Annotated in this window: 14 protein-coding genes and 2 pseudogenes; 7 read left to right on the top strand and 9 right to left on the bottom strand. The window is 67.7% G+C overall.

The window, feature by feature from the left end:
- Nucleotides 1-305 precede the first annotated feature (305 nt).
- The 3 genes from M878_RS99155 (at nt 306) to M878_RS90590 (ending at nt 2,767) form a co-directional block, all read left to right on the top strand.
- The gene (locus tag M878_RS99155) at nt 306-845 is read left to right on the top strand and encodes a hypothetical protein (RefSeq protein WP_023553737.1); all 540 of its coding nucleotides are present in this window, start codon (nt 306-308) and stop codon (nt 843-845) included.
- A gap of 331 nt (nt 846-1,176) precedes the next feature.
- Entirely contained in the window at nt 1,177-2,430 is a 1,254-nt protein-coding gene (locus M878_RS92755; RefSeq protein WP_158692885.1) for a serine/threonine-protein kinase, read from the top strand.
- Nucleotides 2,423-2,767 carry a hypothetical protein gene (locus M878_RS90590; protein ID WP_158692884.1) on the top strand — a complete coding sequence of 115 codons (345 nt, stop codon included), beginning with the start codon at nt 2,423-2,425 and terminating at the stop codon, nt 2,765-2,767. The genes M878_RS92755 and M878_RS90590 overlap by 8 nt, the downstream gene beginning before the upstream one ends.
- 18 nt (nt 2,768-2,785) lie before the next feature.
- Here the strand turns inward: M878_RS90590 and M878_RS98060 are convergent, their stop codons facing one another.
- From M878_RS98060 to M878_RS90575, 4 genes and pseudogenes are all read right to left on the bottom strand, one after another.
- Complete coding sequence (locus M878_RS98060; RefSeq protein ID WP_023553734.1) at nt 2,786-2,926, bottom strand: hypothetical protein; 141 nt, start codon at nt 2,924-2,926, stop codon at nt 2,786-2,788.
- Nucleotides 2,916-3,434: a hypothetical protein gene (locus M878_RS92750; protein ID WP_158692883.1), complete on the bottom strand. Its 519-nt coding sequence runs from the start codon at nt 3,432-3,434 to the stop codon at nt 2,916-2,918. Before M878_RS92750 ends, M878_RS98060 begins: the two co-directional genes overlap by 11 nt.
- A 772-nt stretch (nt 3,435-4,206) precedes the next feature.
- A pseudogene (locus M878_RS90580) lies at nt 4,207-5,009 on the bottom strand (phosphoketolase family protein); the annotation flags it as partial.
- A 499-nt stretch (nt 5,010-5,508) separates the two neighbouring features.
- A complete protein-coding gene (locus M878_RS90575) occupies nt 5,509-7,062 on the bottom strand; it encodes a multicopper oxidase family protein (protein ID WP_023553729.1) in 1,554 nt (517 codons plus the stop codon).
- A 523-nt stretch (nt 7,063-7,585) separates the two neighbouring features.
- Here M878_RS90575 and M878_RS000000102070 point away from each other — a divergent pair.
- Nucleotides 7,586-7,915, top strand: a complete 330-nt coding sequence (locus M878_RS000000102070) for a helix-turn-helix domain-containing protein (protein WP_023553728.1) — start codon at nt 7,586-7,588, stop codon at nt 7,913-7,915.
- 203 nt (nt 7,916-8,118) lie between these two features.
- Here the strand turns inward: M878_RS000000102070 and M878_RS98055 are convergent, their stop codons facing one another.
- Both M878_RS98055 and M878_RS90565 read right to left on the bottom strand, forming a co-directional pair.
- A complete protein-coding gene (locus M878_RS98055) occupies nt 8,119-8,289 on the bottom strand; it encodes a hypothetical protein (RefSeq protein WP_158692880.1) in 171 nt (56 codons plus the stop codon).
- Between the two features lie 706 nt (nt 8,290-8,995).
- A complete protein-coding gene (locus M878_RS90565; protein WP_209445605.1) occupies nt 8,996-9,967 on the bottom strand; it encodes a class I fructose-bisphosphate aldolase in 972 nt (323 codons plus the stop codon).
- Nucleotides 9,968-10,301: 334 nt separating this feature from the next.
- Between M878_RS90565 and M878_RS90560 the strand changes: the two genes are divergently transcribed.
- Nucleotides 10,302-11,162 carry a universal stress protein gene (locus M878_RS90560; protein ID WP_031227323.1) on the top strand — a complete coding sequence of 287 codons (861 nt, stop codon included), beginning with the start codon at nt 10,302-10,304 and terminating at the stop codon, nt 11,160-11,162.
- Between the two features lie 18 nt (nt 11,163-11,180).
- Here the strand turns inward: M878_RS90560 and M878_RS90555 are convergent, their stop codons facing one another.
- Nucleotides 11,181-12,209, bottom strand: a complete 1,029-nt coding sequence (locus M878_RS90555) for a 6-phosphofructokinase (RefSeq protein ID WP_023553723.1) — start codon at nt 12,207-12,209, stop codon at nt 11,181-11,183.
- Between the two features lie 772 nt (nt 12,210-12,981).
- On the opposite strand from M878_RS90555, the pseudogene M878_RS95665 reads away from it, so the two are divergent.
- Nucleotides 12,982-13,118, top strand: a pseudogene (locus M878_RS95665) (cold shock domain-containing protein); the annotation flags it as partial.
- Nucleotides 13,119-13,373: 255 nt separating this feature from the next.
- Here the strand turns inward: M878_RS95665 and M878_RS92745 are convergent.
- Together M878_RS92745 and M878_RS98050 are read right to left on the bottom strand one after the other, a co-directional pair.
- Nucleotides 13,374-13,538: a hypothetical protein gene (locus M878_RS92745; protein ID WP_158692879.1), complete on the bottom strand. Its 165-nt coding sequence runs from the start codon at nt 13,536-13,538 to the stop codon at nt 13,374-13,376.
- A 187-nt stretch (nt 13,539-13,725) separates the two neighbouring features.
- Nucleotides 13,726-14,052, bottom strand: coding sequence for a hypothetical protein (locus tag M878_RS98050; RefSeq protein ID WP_158692878.1), 327 nt, complete (start codon nt 14,050-14,052; stop codon nt 13,726-13,728).
- A 276-nt stretch (nt 14,053-14,328) separates the two neighbouring features.
- Between M878_RS98050 and M878_RS90545 the strand changes: the two genes are divergently transcribed.
- Nucleotides 14,329-14,697, top strand: a complete 369-nt coding sequence (locus M878_RS90545; RefSeq protein ID WP_158692877.1) for a hypothetical protein — start codon at nt 14,329-14,331, stop codon at nt 14,695-14,697.
- The last annotated feature ends 210 nt before the right edge of the window (nt 14,698-14,907 follow it).

Here is a 14,907-nt window from a genome sequence, read left to right as displayed (position 1 = left end):
GGCCCGTGCCATGGAGCACGACTCCCCGTCGCTGTTGTTCCAGCTGGGCTGCGAGTACTTGCGCTCGGCAGAGGTGATCCGGCCTGGTGTGGTCACGCTGCTGGAGAAGGTCGGCACCGCCCGTCAGGCCGCCGAGCGGGAGACCCACGCCCGAGTGGCGCGCCTGCTGACCGGCGAGCGCGCTCGCGGTCTGGACAACCTGCTGGTTGTCGGTCCGGCGCTGCGGTCCTCGCGGCTGCACTGGCTGGGGACCGGGCCGGTGCAGGCGTCGCCCAACAGCGTGGGGAAGCGAGGTCGAGAAGCTGTTGCTCCTGCGCGGCCTGGACGCGCACGCCCTCGACCTGTCCGCGCTGCCCGCCGAACGGCGCCGTCACCTCGCCCAGATCGGCCGGCGCCTCACCGCGCAGGCCCTGGAGCGCCGTGAGGCGAACCGGCGCCACCCGATCCTGCTCACGCTGCTGGCGCAGTCCGCAGTCGATGTCCTTGACTCCGTCGTGCAGCTCTTCGACCAGACGCTGTCGGGTTCGGAATCGCGGGCGCGGATCAAGCTGCCCGACGAACTCGCCGAGCGGGACAAGCTGTCGGAGGACCGGCTGACCCTGCTGGACGAGATCCTGCCGGTGCTCGCCGATGCCGGTGTCCCGGACGAGGCGGTGGGGACGCTGCTGCGCGGGAAGATCGGCATGTCCCGGCTGACCGCCGCCAACGCCGGGGCCACCGTGCGGCTCCCGCGCGACCACGGGCACCTGCGGCTGCTGGGGGGCTCGTACAACTACATCCGCCGGTTCGCCCCGACGGTGTTGAAGGCGGTGCGGTTCAAGGCGGCACCGAGGCACAGCCGCTGATCGAGTCCCTGCAAACATCACCGTCTGCCGCGGCCGGTACTGGGTGATCGATGCCAGCGGCATCTGAAGGCGACGGGGAGTCGGCCGACATCGTCATCGCTAGGGGTAAGGCCCGTGGTCGTGGCGAACCCGCGGGATCGGTTTCGGGGGCGGTCTGGAGGAGCTGCCGTGCGGTCGTGGCGGCCCCGGTGCTATTCCCCTGACGTAGCCTCCGCGCCGGACCGGCAGGCGGCGTCGCGCTCCACTTCGCACCGGAGGTGCTGAAGTCGGTGGCCGGGGCTTGCTGACGCGGGGCTCTGGGTACGGCGTCTTAAGTCGTATGGGAGGGGCTGTGGTGCAGGGAATGAGGCCGGGGCGGGTGCTCGGCGGGCGCTATCGGGTCGGGAGCCAGGTGGGATCCGGCGGGTACGGGCGTGTGTGGACGGCGTACGACGAGGTCCTGCGCACGGAGGTGACGGTCGAGGAGGTGGGGGCGGCGGGTTCGGCGGGGACGGCACGGGCGGTGCGGACTGTCCGCGTGATCGCGGGCCTGCGGGAGCATCCGAACGTCATCCCCGTGAACGACATCGTGGAGGCGGACGGCGTGGTGTGGACCGTCATGCCGCTTGTCTCAGGCCCGTCCCTCGCCGACCATCTGGCCGAGCACGGCCGGATGTCCCGCGATCGAGTGCGGGAGGTCGCGGCCGCGGTGCTTGGCGCGCTGGATGCGATGCACGGGGTCGGGTTCGTGCACGGGGATGTGCGGCCTGCCAACATCCGCCTTGATGGGGGTCGTTGGGTCCTGCTGCCCGTAATCGGCGCTCTGACGCGGGCGAACGACATAGAGACAACCCGGGACAACTGGTGGATCGTCGCCGCGTCGGACTACATCGCCCCCGAACTCCTGCACGGAGCCCGCAGGGAGCCGAGCAGTGACCTGTTCTCGCTGGGGGCGACGCTCTACCAGCTCGTCGCGGGGCAGGCGCCGTTCCACCGGGACAGCGTCATGGCGACCTTGTCGGCCCTGGAGCGGGAACAGCCGCCGTCCCTGGGCGGTATCGGTGAGCTCGGGCGGCTCATCGAGGGGCTGCTGGACAAGGATCCCGAGAGGCGGCTGACGGTGGCCGGGGCGCAGCGGGTGCTCGACGGGGCCGGAGGGGAGCCGTACGCGGCGGTCAGGGCTACCAGGGCGAGGTCGGCCCCCACCGCGATGTTGCGCAAGGTGTGGACCAACCACACGATCAGCGCGGCCAGTTGGGGGCTCCTCTTGGCAGTCCTCGCGGTGGCACCGGCCTTGGCGCGGGCTCACGTTAGCGCGGCCGACGTCTCGGACTTCTTCGTGACCCTACTGCCCTGGGCGCTCTTCGCCCTCGGGCTCTGGGTCCTCGCTGTACAAGCACGCGCGGCCCTCGCGCGGCGGCGCGCCCGCGAGCGGGTGCCCGTATGGCGGTGGTTCGTCCGATCGCTCGCGCCGCCCGCGCCGTGGACCGGCGAGGAGCGAGACCGGCGCCGTGCTGCCGCCGAACGGGCTGTGGACGAGGCGCTGTTGACGGTCGACCGGCGGGTGGCGGCCGCGTCGCCAGGCAGGAGGACGACCGATGTCTGATCAGGAGACGCCGCCCGCAGGGACGCCCGCCTGGACAGTGCCGTCCTTCCCCGCGGCCGACGAGGCGCGGAAGTGGCAGGAGATCGATCCGGACCACCTCGCGTGGCGGCGGGACCTCGTCGAGCGCCAACTGCGCCGGGAGCGTTTCGACCAGTGGGTGGGGTACGGGTTCCGGCTGCTTGAGCACGTGATCGTGGTGGGGTTCGGCGTGGCCTTCGTCTGGCTGGGGTTCTACGCCGTGGACCACAAGGTGTCGATGCAGGTCGTGCCCATGATCGGCGGCGGGATCGCCGGGCTTGCGGGTGCCGTGCTCGCGGTGCGGAACCGGAAGGAGTGACGGCCTGGCCCCAGCGGCTCAGCGGCCACGGTCTTCAGCCACGGCGAGCATCTCGCCCGCGAAGCGCATCGCCTTTCCCAGGGAAGCCGCCTGGTAGACCATGCGCCCGAGGACGGCCTCAATGTCCGTCGTGTCGCGTGGTGCGATCTCAGCTGTCATGGGCACACACTCTCACCCGAAGCGCCGGGGCGGACGATGCCGGTCTGGAGAAGCTGCCGTGCCGAGTCTGCGTAGCGGATCGCGGTCTTCTCGTCCAGACCGAAGACCTCAGCGAGGTGGAGTGGGTCGGGACCGTGAACGAAGGCTTCTTCGAGCTGGCGGTCGACGCCGAGCCGTTCCAGGTGGCGTCCTGGCCGTGGAGTTCGTGTTTGATCCACCAGCCGCTGACCGGCCCGGTCTCCAGCGCGGTCATCTGGTTGATGAGCAGGTGGGGATTGGCCGTGTTCGGCCAGCGCCGGCACCGGTGGTCCAGCCAGGCCATCAGCATCTGGTGGGTGAGGTCGTCCATCGGACGGACGCGTCCGGCGATCGTGAGCCAGCGGTTGCCGAGGTCCACGTCGGACAACTGGATCGCGCGGATGGCTCCTGCTCGGGCTGCGTGGGCGGCCGCGAGGGCGAGGGCGAGTCGGGCGGCCGGACTGTGGACGGCCTCGACGGAGCGGTTCACCTGCTCGGGAAGCATCGGGAAGCAGGGGCTGCAGGACGGCGTACTCGAACGTGCCTACCGTGATGCGGGCGGTGGGGTTGCGGAAGACGATGCCGTTCTTCTTCGCCCAGCCGAACAGGGACCGCAAGGCGACGAGAGTCTGGTGGCGCTCATGCCCGTGGAGGGTTTTGACGTGGGTGAGGACGTCGTCGAGGGTGACCTCGCGCAGGTGGTCGTAACGTGCGGACCATTCCAGCAGCGCAGGGCGTACGGCATTGAGGTAGGACCAGACGGTGGACTGGTCGCGGGGGCGGGTGCGTGGTCCGCCGTCGCGCAGGGTGCGGTTCCAACGCTCCGTTCCCGGTGGATACCGGCAGCGATGCCATCGAGTTTCTTCTCCAGCCAGTCCTCATGGGACGGCAGACGGTCATCGACCAGAACGCCCATCGCGTCCAGGACCTCCGCGGTTCGCTCGATGCTGCTGTCCAGGGCCCGCAGCGGCGCGATGATCTCGCCCTCGACGTGCGGGACAGCAATACGACCAGCGCCCGGTTCACGCTGATGCGGACGCCGCGGGTCCAGCCGCGGGCCTCGGCCAGGCCGTGCGCGAGATGGCGGCCCCAGGCCAGCCAGGGGTTCTGGGAAGCCGCATGCGCATCGTGGTCGAAGCGGCGGTAGTCGCGGGGGACGCCGTCGAACAGGGCCGGCTGGCACCAACGGTTCACCGGTCGGATGGCGACAGGAGGGGCAGGCTTGGGCGGACGGCCCCTGAGCCCCGAACCGCGGGGCCGCGGTGTGGCGGCGATGTGGTCGAGGGCGGCATCCAGCGCGACCGCCATCGCAGCGGCACGGCCAACGAGTCGTCCCCGGTGACGTGGAGGGGCTGGTGACCGAAGTCGCGCAGCAGGTCGTCCAGCTCGGGCTCGGGAAGACGGGCCAAGACAGTGAGGTCTGCGATCTTGTAGCCGTTCAGGTGGAGGATCGGCAGCACCGCGCCGTCGCGGACCGGGCCGAGGAACTTGTTGGAGTGCCAGGCCGCGGCCGGCGGCCCGGTCTCCGCCTCGCCGTCGCCGATGACACAAGCCACCAGCACACCGGGGTTGTCCAGGGCGGCGCCGTAGGCGTGGGCAAGGGAGTAGCCGAGCTCGCCGCCCTCGTGGATGGAGCCGGGCGTGTCCGGCGCGACGTGGCTGGGATGCCGCCGGGGAAGTGGAACTGCCGGAACAGCCGGGCCATACCAGCCACGTCCCGGATGACATCGGGGTAGACCTCGGTGTAGGAGCCCTCCAGCCAGGAGTTCGCCACCACGGCCGGCCCGCCGTGGCCGGGGCCCCACACGCACAGCGCGTCCAAGTCCCGTTTCTTGATCACCCGGTTCAGGTGGGTGTAGACAAGGTTCGACCCCGGTGAGGTGCCCCAGTGCCCCAGCAGCCGGGGCTTGACGTGCTCTGGACGCAATGTCTCGCGCAGCATGGGGTTGGCCATCAGGTAGATCTGGCCGACGGCCAGATGGTTCGCCGCCCGCCAGTGGGCATCCAGGGCGTGCAGCTCCGCCTCGGTCACGGCGCTGGGCTGACCGGTGGTGACCTCCTGCACAGCATCCTCCGTACGCGTCGTCGGGCTGCGGTGACCGGGTGTCGTGAACGGATCGGACACCACCACCCAACACCGTCCGCAGGGGCCGGTCCACGTGAGGTGGCCCGAACGGCCCCGACCGGGAAACGGTTCGGCCCCTTTGGTCCGCGCAGCGTGGAAAGCACGAAGGAAGCAGCCCGCGCCGCCTGGCAGCGAGGATAGAGCGCGCTGAGCGGGAGGTGACCGCGATGAACCAAATCCACCGTCTCAGGCATCCGCCGGTCCGACGAGACCCGCCGCCGCTGGATCTGCTCACCCCCTCCGGGCGCCGTTTGCCGTACTGATCAGGAAGCAACCGGAAAGCCGACAAAGAGGCGAGCGTCATGGCACTGCATGGACCGTACCGGAATTCCCCACATATTTGAGCCGGAACTGTTGATTTGCCTGCTCTATGGCGTAGCGGACGTGGCGGGCGTGGAAGTAGCCGCGGACGAGGCGGCGGTGGAGGTGTGACTCCCCGCTACGGCTGGCGCACCAACTGGTCCAGTCGATCCTGCGTGAGTACTCGGGGTAGTTGGACTTGCGGCTTCGAGCCAACGGCGAGGGGGCGCATCATCTCGATGGTGCCGCCGGTTGTTGAGCCGTCCTCGTGGGAGAGGATGTGACAGTGCCAGACCGAGGTTCCCGGGATGGTGTATTTGCCGACCCAGGCAGTGATGGAGTCCGGTGGGGATACAAAGGTGTCCTTGGGCCCGGATTCGTAGGCGGCTGCCGGTTCGAAGGGACCGATAGTGCCGGGTATGGGCTTGCCGTTGGCATCCCACTGCCCGACGTGCCATCTTCCGACCAGCCGGAGTTCGACGATGTGTTCATGGAAGGGATGTGCGTCGGGACTGTGGTTGCGCATGGCCCAGGCTTCCGTGGCGCCGAGTTGAGGTGTCTCGGTAGGCGTGTCGAAATAATTGAGCAGCTGGTTCTTGTCCCCGATCTGGGGCACACCAGGCGTACTCTCGCCGGCCTGGACCGTTCGGAGGCGAGCCTGCGCCAACTTGCTGGCGAGCGGCTCGGCGTTGTTGGTCTCCTGGATTGTCTTCGGTACCCGTGAATGATCCGTTGAAGTCACCTCGGGGCAGACGTCGAATCGCATCAGCTCAGGAATCGGCGGCGCTGTGTCAGGTCCCGGGTAAGGCGCAGAAGCGTCGTTGGCCAGCACCCACTGCTGGCCGTTGTGTCTGGTGAAGTCGACGACCGCCTTGTAACGCTCTCCGGGCGCGATGAGCAGGTCGCTGACCCGCGTGGGATGCAGTAGGTAGCCCTCGTCATCGCCGACCACGGTCATTGCCGGCGCAGCCGAGGCAGATCCGGCGACCTGTCGGAGGCTGAGGTGGTAGAAGCGGGAGTCCGATCCGTTGACCAGGGTGAAGGTGTAGCGTCTAGGCTCTACGTTCTGCTTGGGTGCGATGGTCCCATTGATCACTGGGCGGTCGCCGAAGAACTCCGGGTCCGCGTGCGTGTAGCACAGTGAGTAGTCGGCGTTGAACGACTTGTCCTGGAGCACGTAGGACTTGGCGAAATCGCCCCGGGGTAGCCCAAACGACGGCTCGAGCTTGTCGGTATTGGGCGCCAGCCCCGCCAGGCCCTCGTAGATGTGGTATGAGTCATGCGCATCGGCGTGGTCGTGGTACCACAAGGGCGCCGCAGCCTGGTTGTTCGGATAGTCCTGCGTCTGTGATCCACCTGGTGGGACTTCCGCTCCGTTAGGCAGTGGGGGGCCGTCGCTTGCCGCAGACTGGAGACCGCCATGGCGGTGCGTAGTGATGGTGTTGTTGGGCTGGTCGAACGGAAAAACGGCCGTGCCGGCCGCCGGCAGGTTGTTGATGAACCGCACCTTGATCGGACGGTGCTGCTGGGTGACGACGGTCGGTCCGAGGTAGTCCACGGTGGCGTTGGCCGTGCTGTAGCCCAGCGTCTTCGTCGGCCTCCACGCGCTGCTGAATTTGTGCGTGTTATGTACGCCCACCGTGACTGTGTAGTGGTTTTCCCCGTCCGGTGCCGCAACCGGCGGCTGCTGCACTTCATCGGTGAAAGGCCTCACACCGGGCGAGGGGCCGCAGGATTTATTCGCAGAGGCCAATGCGGGTGCCGCGAATGACCCAGTCGCCATGAGTGACCCTGCCCCGGCTAGAGCCATACTGGTGAGGCATACCAGGAAGTGTTTCCGCGCCAGATGTCCGTTAAATCCCCAGCAATGGCGATGTAATGTCGCCCTAATCAAGCAAACCTCCCATAAAGCGTTTCCGACCCTCGTACGACGTCGGCGCGTTAAATTGTCCGTCACCGATCCGACCCGATTAGTGGGCATCGACATGTCCGCGAACTTTCATAAGTATTCTGCGTACGACGCCCAGTTGAACATGTCGGCATAATGATGCATGCCGTCGGCTGTGCCCCTCTGCAGCGCGGTCGGCTTGAGTGTCGAATTCTGGCAGGACCACTCGAATGATGTATTGGCCGGAACTGTTGAGCTGCCTTTCCTGTTGACTGGGTGTGGCTGACTCTGGGGATCTGCAGCGGTTGGCGCGGCGGGGCGGGAAGTAGTGCGGTTGCGGGTGGTGGCTGCGCTGGAGTCCGGGACAGTGGGCTCGTGCCGGCAGGCGGCGCAGGTAGTCCAGGTCAGCGAGCGGCCGGTGGGCAGCTGGCGGCGTGCCTACCGGGCCAGTGGGCGGGAGGCGCTGGCGGTGAAGCGGAAGCGTCGTCCCGGACCGTACGAGCCGATCGGCGGGCCGTTGTGGACGCGGCCGCTGGTGGCCGAGCTGGTCCGGATGGTCACCGGGGCGGTGATGACCGAGCGCGGGGTGGGCAAATGGCTGCGCCGCACGCCCCCCGCGCCTACCAGCAGCACTAGGCGGAGGCGGATGCCTGGCTGAAGGACGAATACCCCGCGATCGCTGCCCGAGCAAAGGCGGAGAACGCGATCGGGCCTGGGCGGACCAGTGCGGACTGCGCTCAGACACCGCCCCGCCCGGACGCTCCTGGGCGCCGGAGGGACAGACCCCGATCGTGCGGGTGTCCGGCCGCCCGTTCCGGGTGAACATCATGTCCGCGATCGCCTCGTGCGGCGCCCTGTACTTCACCGTGTGTTCACAGAGAAGTTCACCGCCAAGGTGTTCACGGCGTCCTCGACCGCCTCGCCCGCCAGGTCGGACGCGAGGTCCACGTCAGTGCCGACCGGCAGCCAGTCCACCGCAGTAAGGCCGTTCGCGCCTGACTCAAGGAGAATGCCGAGCGCATCGAGCTGCACCTGATACCCGGATACAGCCCCGAACTCAACCCGGACGAACTGCTGGACACCGACGTCAAGCCGTCATGTCCACGTCGCTCGCACCCGCTCGGTGGACGACCTCGCCCGCGAGACCCGCCGCTTCCTCCGCCGCCGCCAGAAACAGCCCCGCATCGTCCGCGGCTACTTCCATGCCCGCCCCATCCGCTACACCATCCGGTAGGCAAATCAACAGTTCCGGCATATTTCCTTCCAGCTACGGTGCGCATACTCAACGCATGCAACCACGACGCGTGGTGATGGGGAGGGAATCGGCCGTTCGGATTCAATGCCTAAGCTGCGCCGGGGCGCATTTCTCACTCATGGTGGGACAGCGGTTCGGGCGATGCAGTGATGTCTGCTACGCGGCTCCGCGTGGGTACCCGCGTCGCACACCAGGCCTGCACCAAGGCGCCAACGTATGGAATGGGCAGTCAGCCCGGCCGAGGGGCAGGCCGACCGGAGCGAGAACGCAGGAGGGCGCACCCTGGGAGATGCAGCCGGGCACGCCCACGCTCACACATCGCCGACTTCAGAATGGCGCGAGGCGCTCTCGTCAGAGTTCGGAAGCACGCACGATTCCGCTGCGTCGGCCGTGGACGGTTTCTTGGGTCACCTCGAGGTCCAGGACCTCCTCCTGGAAGGGTTTCTTCTCGACGCAGTGGCGACATCGTCCACTGCATGCGGCTCAGGCGCCGGGTGCACCTGCTTGGGGGTATTTGGAGAGTATTTCCTGGAGCCGGGCCACAAATCGGATCGATTCATCGTGCTCACGCTGCCAGACGTTGCGGCCGAAGATCAGCCCGGTGGCGCCTGCTTCCATCGACTGGCGCGTCTTCTCCAGCATGGCCTCGTCGCCCGCCTTCTCCCCGCCGGACACCAGTACCAGGGTGCGGTTCGCCGAACGCACCACGGCGTTGATGGCCTGCTGGGGGGAGAATTCGTGCTGGTAAGCGTCCTTGACTCCGGACACTTTCTCCGGATGGGGGAAGTTCACCTTGACCATGTCCGCGCCAAGTTCGCTGGCCGTTCGTGCGGCGTAGTCGACGGCATAGAAGGAATCCCTGCCCCCTTTGGCCTCGATCGCCGCACCGCGCGGGTAGGCCCACACGATCAGCGGCATTCCGAACCGCTGCGCGTCCTCCCGGACCTGCCGAAGCTGCCGGAAGTCGGTTTCCTGGGCGGGGCTGCCGACATACAGCGTGTAGCCCACGGCGTCGGCTCCGAGGCGGACCGCGTCGGCGACGGACGCGTGCAGCGGGGAGAGTGCCTCGGCGTCGGAGGGGATGTCGGTTTTCCCGTTCAGCTTCAGGATCAGGGGAACCTCGCCGGCGTAGTCCCAGTAGAACTTCTCGGCCAGTCCGATCTGGATGGCGATCCCGTTGAACCCTCCTTCCAACGCGAGCCGGATGATGTACGCGGGGTCACTCACGACGGGATTGTCGAAGAAGTCCCGCGGGCCGTGTTCCAGCCCATGGTCGTAGGGCAGGAAGATCGCAGTACCGTTGCGCAGGCCGTGCTGGTGAAGGATCCGGTTGAGGCGGGTCTTCTTCCCCGGGCCGAGGCCGGCGCCGTTGATGCCTTTGCCTGGTTGCCTCTTCATCCCACAAGAGTCACATGCATGGCGAAATATCCGGCAGGGCCGTTTGGCCCCGGGCATGGGACCAAACAGGGCGTTCGGGACGCCGTCTTTGGACCGAAGGTGTGCCCCTCAACCCTGTATCTTCGCTGCCGGCCGCACCCGCTCGGGAACTCAGTCTCTCCAGGCACGGACCACACCACGCGGGGCTTCTTCGGTGTCCCGGACCTCCCGAGCCGCCCCTCCTTTTGAGGCGCGACCGCTTGAGGCGCGACCGCCTCGGCGGGTGTCACCGCGGTTCCACATTCACAATGGTCACGAGGAGGGGACGACTGCCAAGAGACGGACACCCCAGTCAAGGGCGAGAGAGCACCTGTCCGGCTGCACGCGAGGCGGTGCCGGGAAGGAGCACAGGATGACCCGCTCTGTCGTAGTCGGGATCGACGGATCCCAGGAAAGCCTCGTTGCGGCCGAGTGGGCCGCCGGGGAGGCAGCTCTTCGAGGCCTCCAGTTGCGTCTCATGCACGCAGCGCCCGCCCCAGCCCGTGACTCCGCCGACGGGCCGGTTGCCTTCTCATGGCAGCAGACCGGCGAGGAACTGCTCCAGCGGGCGAAGACCGACCTTGCCAATCGGTATCCGCGCGTGGCGATGAGCGGCGTACAGGTTGCCGACTCGACCCCTGCCGCCTTGCTCTCGGCTTCCGAGACGGCTGAACTGCTCGTCGTCGGGGCACGAGGGGAAGGCGGGTTCGACGGCCTCGTCGTGGGCTCGACGGCGCTGGCGATGGCGAACACCGCCTCCTGCGCCGTCGCGATCGTGCCCAGAAACCCGGCCGCCGCAGCACACGACGCCGACGTGTCCGTGGGCGTCGATGTACGGCACGCGGCCGAGTCACCTCTGGACTTCGCGTTCGGCGCCGCACAGCTCCGTGGCACTCGATTGCGTGCCATGCACGCGTGGGCTCTTGCCGGCCATGCTTCGTGGACGGCGGTCGGAGTGCCCGAAGAGGACTGGGCGACGTGGGAGGACGAGAAAGTCCAACGGCTGACCGACGTGCTCCAAAGCTGGCGGGACAAGTATCCGGAAGTCCCGGTACTGCCTGATGTCGTACTCCTCCACCCGGCCTACGCCCTGGTACACGCCTCACAACGAGCCGACCTGCTTGTCCTGGGCCGGCACTCCAGCCCGCGGGCGGCTGAGCGGCGTCTGGGCCCCGTGGCCCACGCCGTCCTGCATCACTCTCGCTGCCCGGTCGTCGTCGTACCGCATGCGTGATGCCACCACGTGGCAGCGTCAGGTGCCGAAGAACACGTCGAACTCGGTGTACAGCTCTTGGGGGACCCGCTTGGTCGCTTTCGTCGCGTCAGCGAGCGGGATACGTGTGATGTCCGTGCCGCGCAGAGCCATCATCATGCCGAAGTCGCCGTCCTTGACCGCGTCTACGGCGTGCAGACCGAAGCGTGTGGCGAGCCACCGGTCGTACGCGCTCGGCGTGCCACCACGCTGGACGTGACCGAGAACCGTCGTGCGGGCCTCCTTCTCGGTGCGGTGCTCGATCTGCCGGGCCAGCCAGTCGCCGATGCCGGACAGGCGTACGTGCCCGAACTCGTCACGGGACTCGTCCTTGACCATCATCTGTCCGGCCTTGGGAACCGCTCCCTCCGCCACGACGACGATCGGCGCGTAGTTGATCTCGAAGCGTTTCTCCACCCAGGCGCACACCTGGTCGAGATCGAACTCCACTTCCGGGATGAGGATGGCGTTCGCACCCCCGGCGACGCCGGCATGCAGAGCGATCCACCCGGAGTGGCGTCCCATCACTTCGACGACGAGTGTGCGCTTGTGGGACTCGGCAGTGGTGTGCAGGCGATCGATGGCCTCGGTCGCGATGGTGACGGCGGTGTTGAAGCCGAAGGTGTAGTCAGTGCCGCCCACGTCGTTGTCGATGGTCTTGGGCACGCCGACCAGGTTGACCCCCGCATCCGACAGTGCGGTCGCAACGCTGAGCGTGTCCTCACCGCCGATGACGACAAGAGCGTCGATCTTGTGCGCGCTGAGAGTGTTCTTGATGCGTTCGATGCCGTCTTCAAGCCTGAGGGGGTTGGTGCGAGAGGAGCCGAGAATCGTGCCGCCGAGCGGGAGGATTCCGCGCACGGCCGGGACGTCCAAGGCCATGGTCACGTCCTTGACCAGACCGGCCCACCCGTCGACGATCCCGACGAACTTCCAGGCGTACTCCTGCGCGCCTTTGCGCACGACACTGCGGATCACCGCATTGAGACCGGGGCAGTCGCCGCCTCCGGTCAGCACTCCCACCCGCATGATTGCTCTCCCTTGCCTTCGCACATCGTGTTCACGCGTGTCACAGCACGGCGGCGTGTCACGGTTTCCGACCTCGAACGCCACCGGTCCGGCGCTGAGCGGGGCCAGTGCCCATATGGAGATCTATCTCCAGCTTGAACCCACCCGGGACGGAGCGCACGGTGTGCTCCCCGCTCGTCGGCTCCCGCGGATCCGGATCGTTGCCGGCAGCCCTGCCTGGACGTTTACGGCACCTCGCCGAAGCCATGGGCAGGGCGAAGTCGACCGGCGCCCTCGCCGCCGTCTACAGCTTGCTGACAAACCCGCGCGGCTGGAGCGGGGGCACATCGACCGCACATGCGGCCTGCTCTTGGCGGTCGGCTCGCGATCCCGCAGCTCCAAGGGGTCGTTCCGGAAGGCACGACGCGCACGGGACAGGCTGCGAGGCGGAGGCGGCGCTGGGCCGGGGAGCCGAGCAGCATTCCCATGAAGGCACCGTGTGAAGGGCACCGTACCCGCGACTGCCTACGACAAGGAGGTCCGCGTCGCGCGCGGCGGCGAGGCGGTCCTGGGGCTGGGTGGCTTCCTCGACCAGGGCGTCCGCAGAAAGCCGTGTGTCGGGCTGTGGACCTCGCCGATCGCTGTGCGGAGTGCCTCGCGGCCTTGTCCTGGTAACGACACCCGAGTAGGCGGGTGCGTCTTCATCGGGTCGATCGGTCGACTCGGCTGAGCAGGTCATCCTCTGAACGCCTACTACCGTTTGGGTGACTTCTGGCTCCTGCGTTTCCGAGGCGGGGGCGCCGAAATCTTCGTCCACTACAGCGAGATCCAGTCGAAGGCGTTCCGCACCCTCGACAGGGGCAGCGTGTCGAATTCGAAATCGGCCAAGGAACGAAGGGACAGCAGGCGACAGGGGTCAGGGTCATCTGAACGGCAACCGAGCCAACGCGCCGGCACGTAGGACCAAGCCCTGTCCACTGCAGCCGTCGACCCGGTGAACACTTCCGTCACAGCACTGGCCACGGCCACCTCGACACCGTCAGCGATCAACGGCTGACCACGGGGCTCTTGCGCACGCTCGAAGCCCGGCGACGGGCTGGGCAGCCACACGGCGTGCTCACCGTGGTCACGCGGCACGGCGGCCCTGGTTTTCCGGTCTCTCCCTTGTCGTATTCAACCCGAAGATCACGGACTGGATGATCTGCTCGCGATCTCCCTTGCGGCGGCCGGCCACGCCTGTTGGCGTTCTCCCTCGGCGAGGAGCCGGGCGTTGTCGATGGCCACCCCGGCGGCCACGTCGCTGAAGATCTCGCCCCGCACCCGCACAGGGACTCCGAAAAACGAGTGCATGGGCGGATGCCACTCGGGGAAACCGTGGAAATCCGGGTGCTCGGAGATCTCCGCGATCCGCACCGGCGCCGCGTGCCAGTCAGCAGGCCGAGGACTCCGTGGTCCTGGGGCAGCGCACCGATGCGCTCCCGGATCTCATCAGGGATTCCGCCCTGCACGAACTCCGCCAACCTACGGTCCTCGCCGATCACGCCGAGCGCCCCGTACCTGCGGCGTCCATCAGCGCGACGGCCGCCCCGACAACCTGCTGTAGCACCTGAGGAAGCTCCTGCCCCCGGCCGACGGCCAGGACCGCCTCCAGCAGAGTCAGCACCCGGTCCTGGGTCCCGCAGATTGCGTTAATCCGCAACTGCACCTCGTCCAGTACCTGGCCCAGATGCAGCCTCAGCGGCTCATCCCCACGCATGCTACCCGCGCCCACCTCACCGACCGCCTTGCCCGCTCGACGGTCCAGCTCCTGCCTCCGCAGATTGAGCAGCGCACCGGACCAGACGCGCAGCCGGCCGCCGGACAAGGCGTCCCTCCTCGCTGTCGACCGCATAAGATTCCAGAAACACACGGACCGCAGGAGGCGGGGCGGGTCCAACACCCGCGACGACGGTCGCTCAGCACCCTCTGCACCACCTCGATCGCCACCGCTCGCCGGGACAGCCGTCGCGGCCATGGCCCAGGTAGTGCGGCCGCCAACACACGTCCGATAGGCGGGGGGTTTCCCGACGTCACCAGCCGGACCGACCAGTCCCGTGAAGGACCGTTCGGCCCCTGTCGTCGCGTACGCCGCACGCGCATCATGACCGTACGACCCGGCCGCGCCAAGGCACGGCGCTCCAGATTGGGCCGCGAGGAGAACATCTGGGAGGTGGTCGCCGTGAGTACGGTTCCCTGGCACAAGTCACGCCAGCGCCCGATATCCGTTCTGGATCTGCCGTGCGCGGAGCGCACCGTCGGCGTGGAAGCAGCTCTGAAGCTGCCGAATGTGATGATGCTGGTGGTCGAGGACACCTGCGCCCAGATCGCGCACGAAGACTGGCAGCACCGTGAACCAACGTGCTGGCACCCGCAGGCTCACCGCTGCTGGCGTTCCGAGGGCCGACTCCTGCGAGCCAAGAAGGCGCGGCTGAAGGAGCTGGCAGCACAGTGCCTGGACGCCCCGGACTGAGCATTGCTGGTTACCGAGAAGCTGGTAGAGCTTTGCTTCAGACCTGGCCCGTCCACAAGCCACAGTTGAGGGATAGGGTCCTCCCGGGCGTGGCACGCATCCTGCGTTGCGCCCGGGAAGGGGGTTCACAGCGTCATGGACGTCCCCGTTGATCCGCGTGCGACGCCTCTTCGTACGAGGCAGCGCTCCCGGTGTGTGCGCTGCGGCGCC

Origin of the sequence: Streptomyces roseochromogenus subsp. oscitans DS 12.976 (genome assembly GCF_000497445.1) — a bacterium.
Classification (GTDB): domain Bacteria; phylum Actinomycetota; class Actinomycetes; order Streptomycetales; family Streptomycetaceae; genus Streptomyces; species Streptomyces oscitans.
This window is presented reverse-complemented; position numbering and strand designations above follow the sequence as displayed.

Coding starts and splice junctions, on each gene's coding strand:
- M878_RS90565 (WP_209445605.1), bottom strand. CDS start 9,967: ATGCCCGGGGCCAAACGGCCCTGCCGGATATTTCGCCATGCATGTGAC.
- M878_RS90560 (WP_031227323.1), top strand. CDS start 10,302: ATGACCCGCTCTGTCGTAGTCGGGATCGACGGATCCCAGGAAAGCCTC.
- M878_RS90590 (WP_158692884.1), top strand. CDS start 2,423: ATGTCTGATCAGGAGACGCCGCCCGCAGGGACGCCCGCCTGGACAGTG.
- M878_RS92745 (WP_158692879.1), bottom strand. CDS start 13,538: ATGCACTCGTTTTTCGGAGTCCCTGTGCGGGTGCGGGGCGAGATCTTC.
- M878_RS90555 (WP_023553723.1), bottom strand. CDS start 12,209: ATGCGGGTGGGAGTGCTGACCGGAGGCGGCGACTGCCCCGGTCTCAAT.
- M878_RS90545 (WP_158692877.1), top strand. CDS start 14,329: ATGACCGTACGACCCGGCCGCGCCAAGGCACGGCGCTCCAGATTGGGC.
- M878_RS98060 (WP_023553734.1), bottom strand. CDS start 2,926: ATGACAGCTGAGATCGCACCACGCGACACGACGGACATTGAGGCCGTC.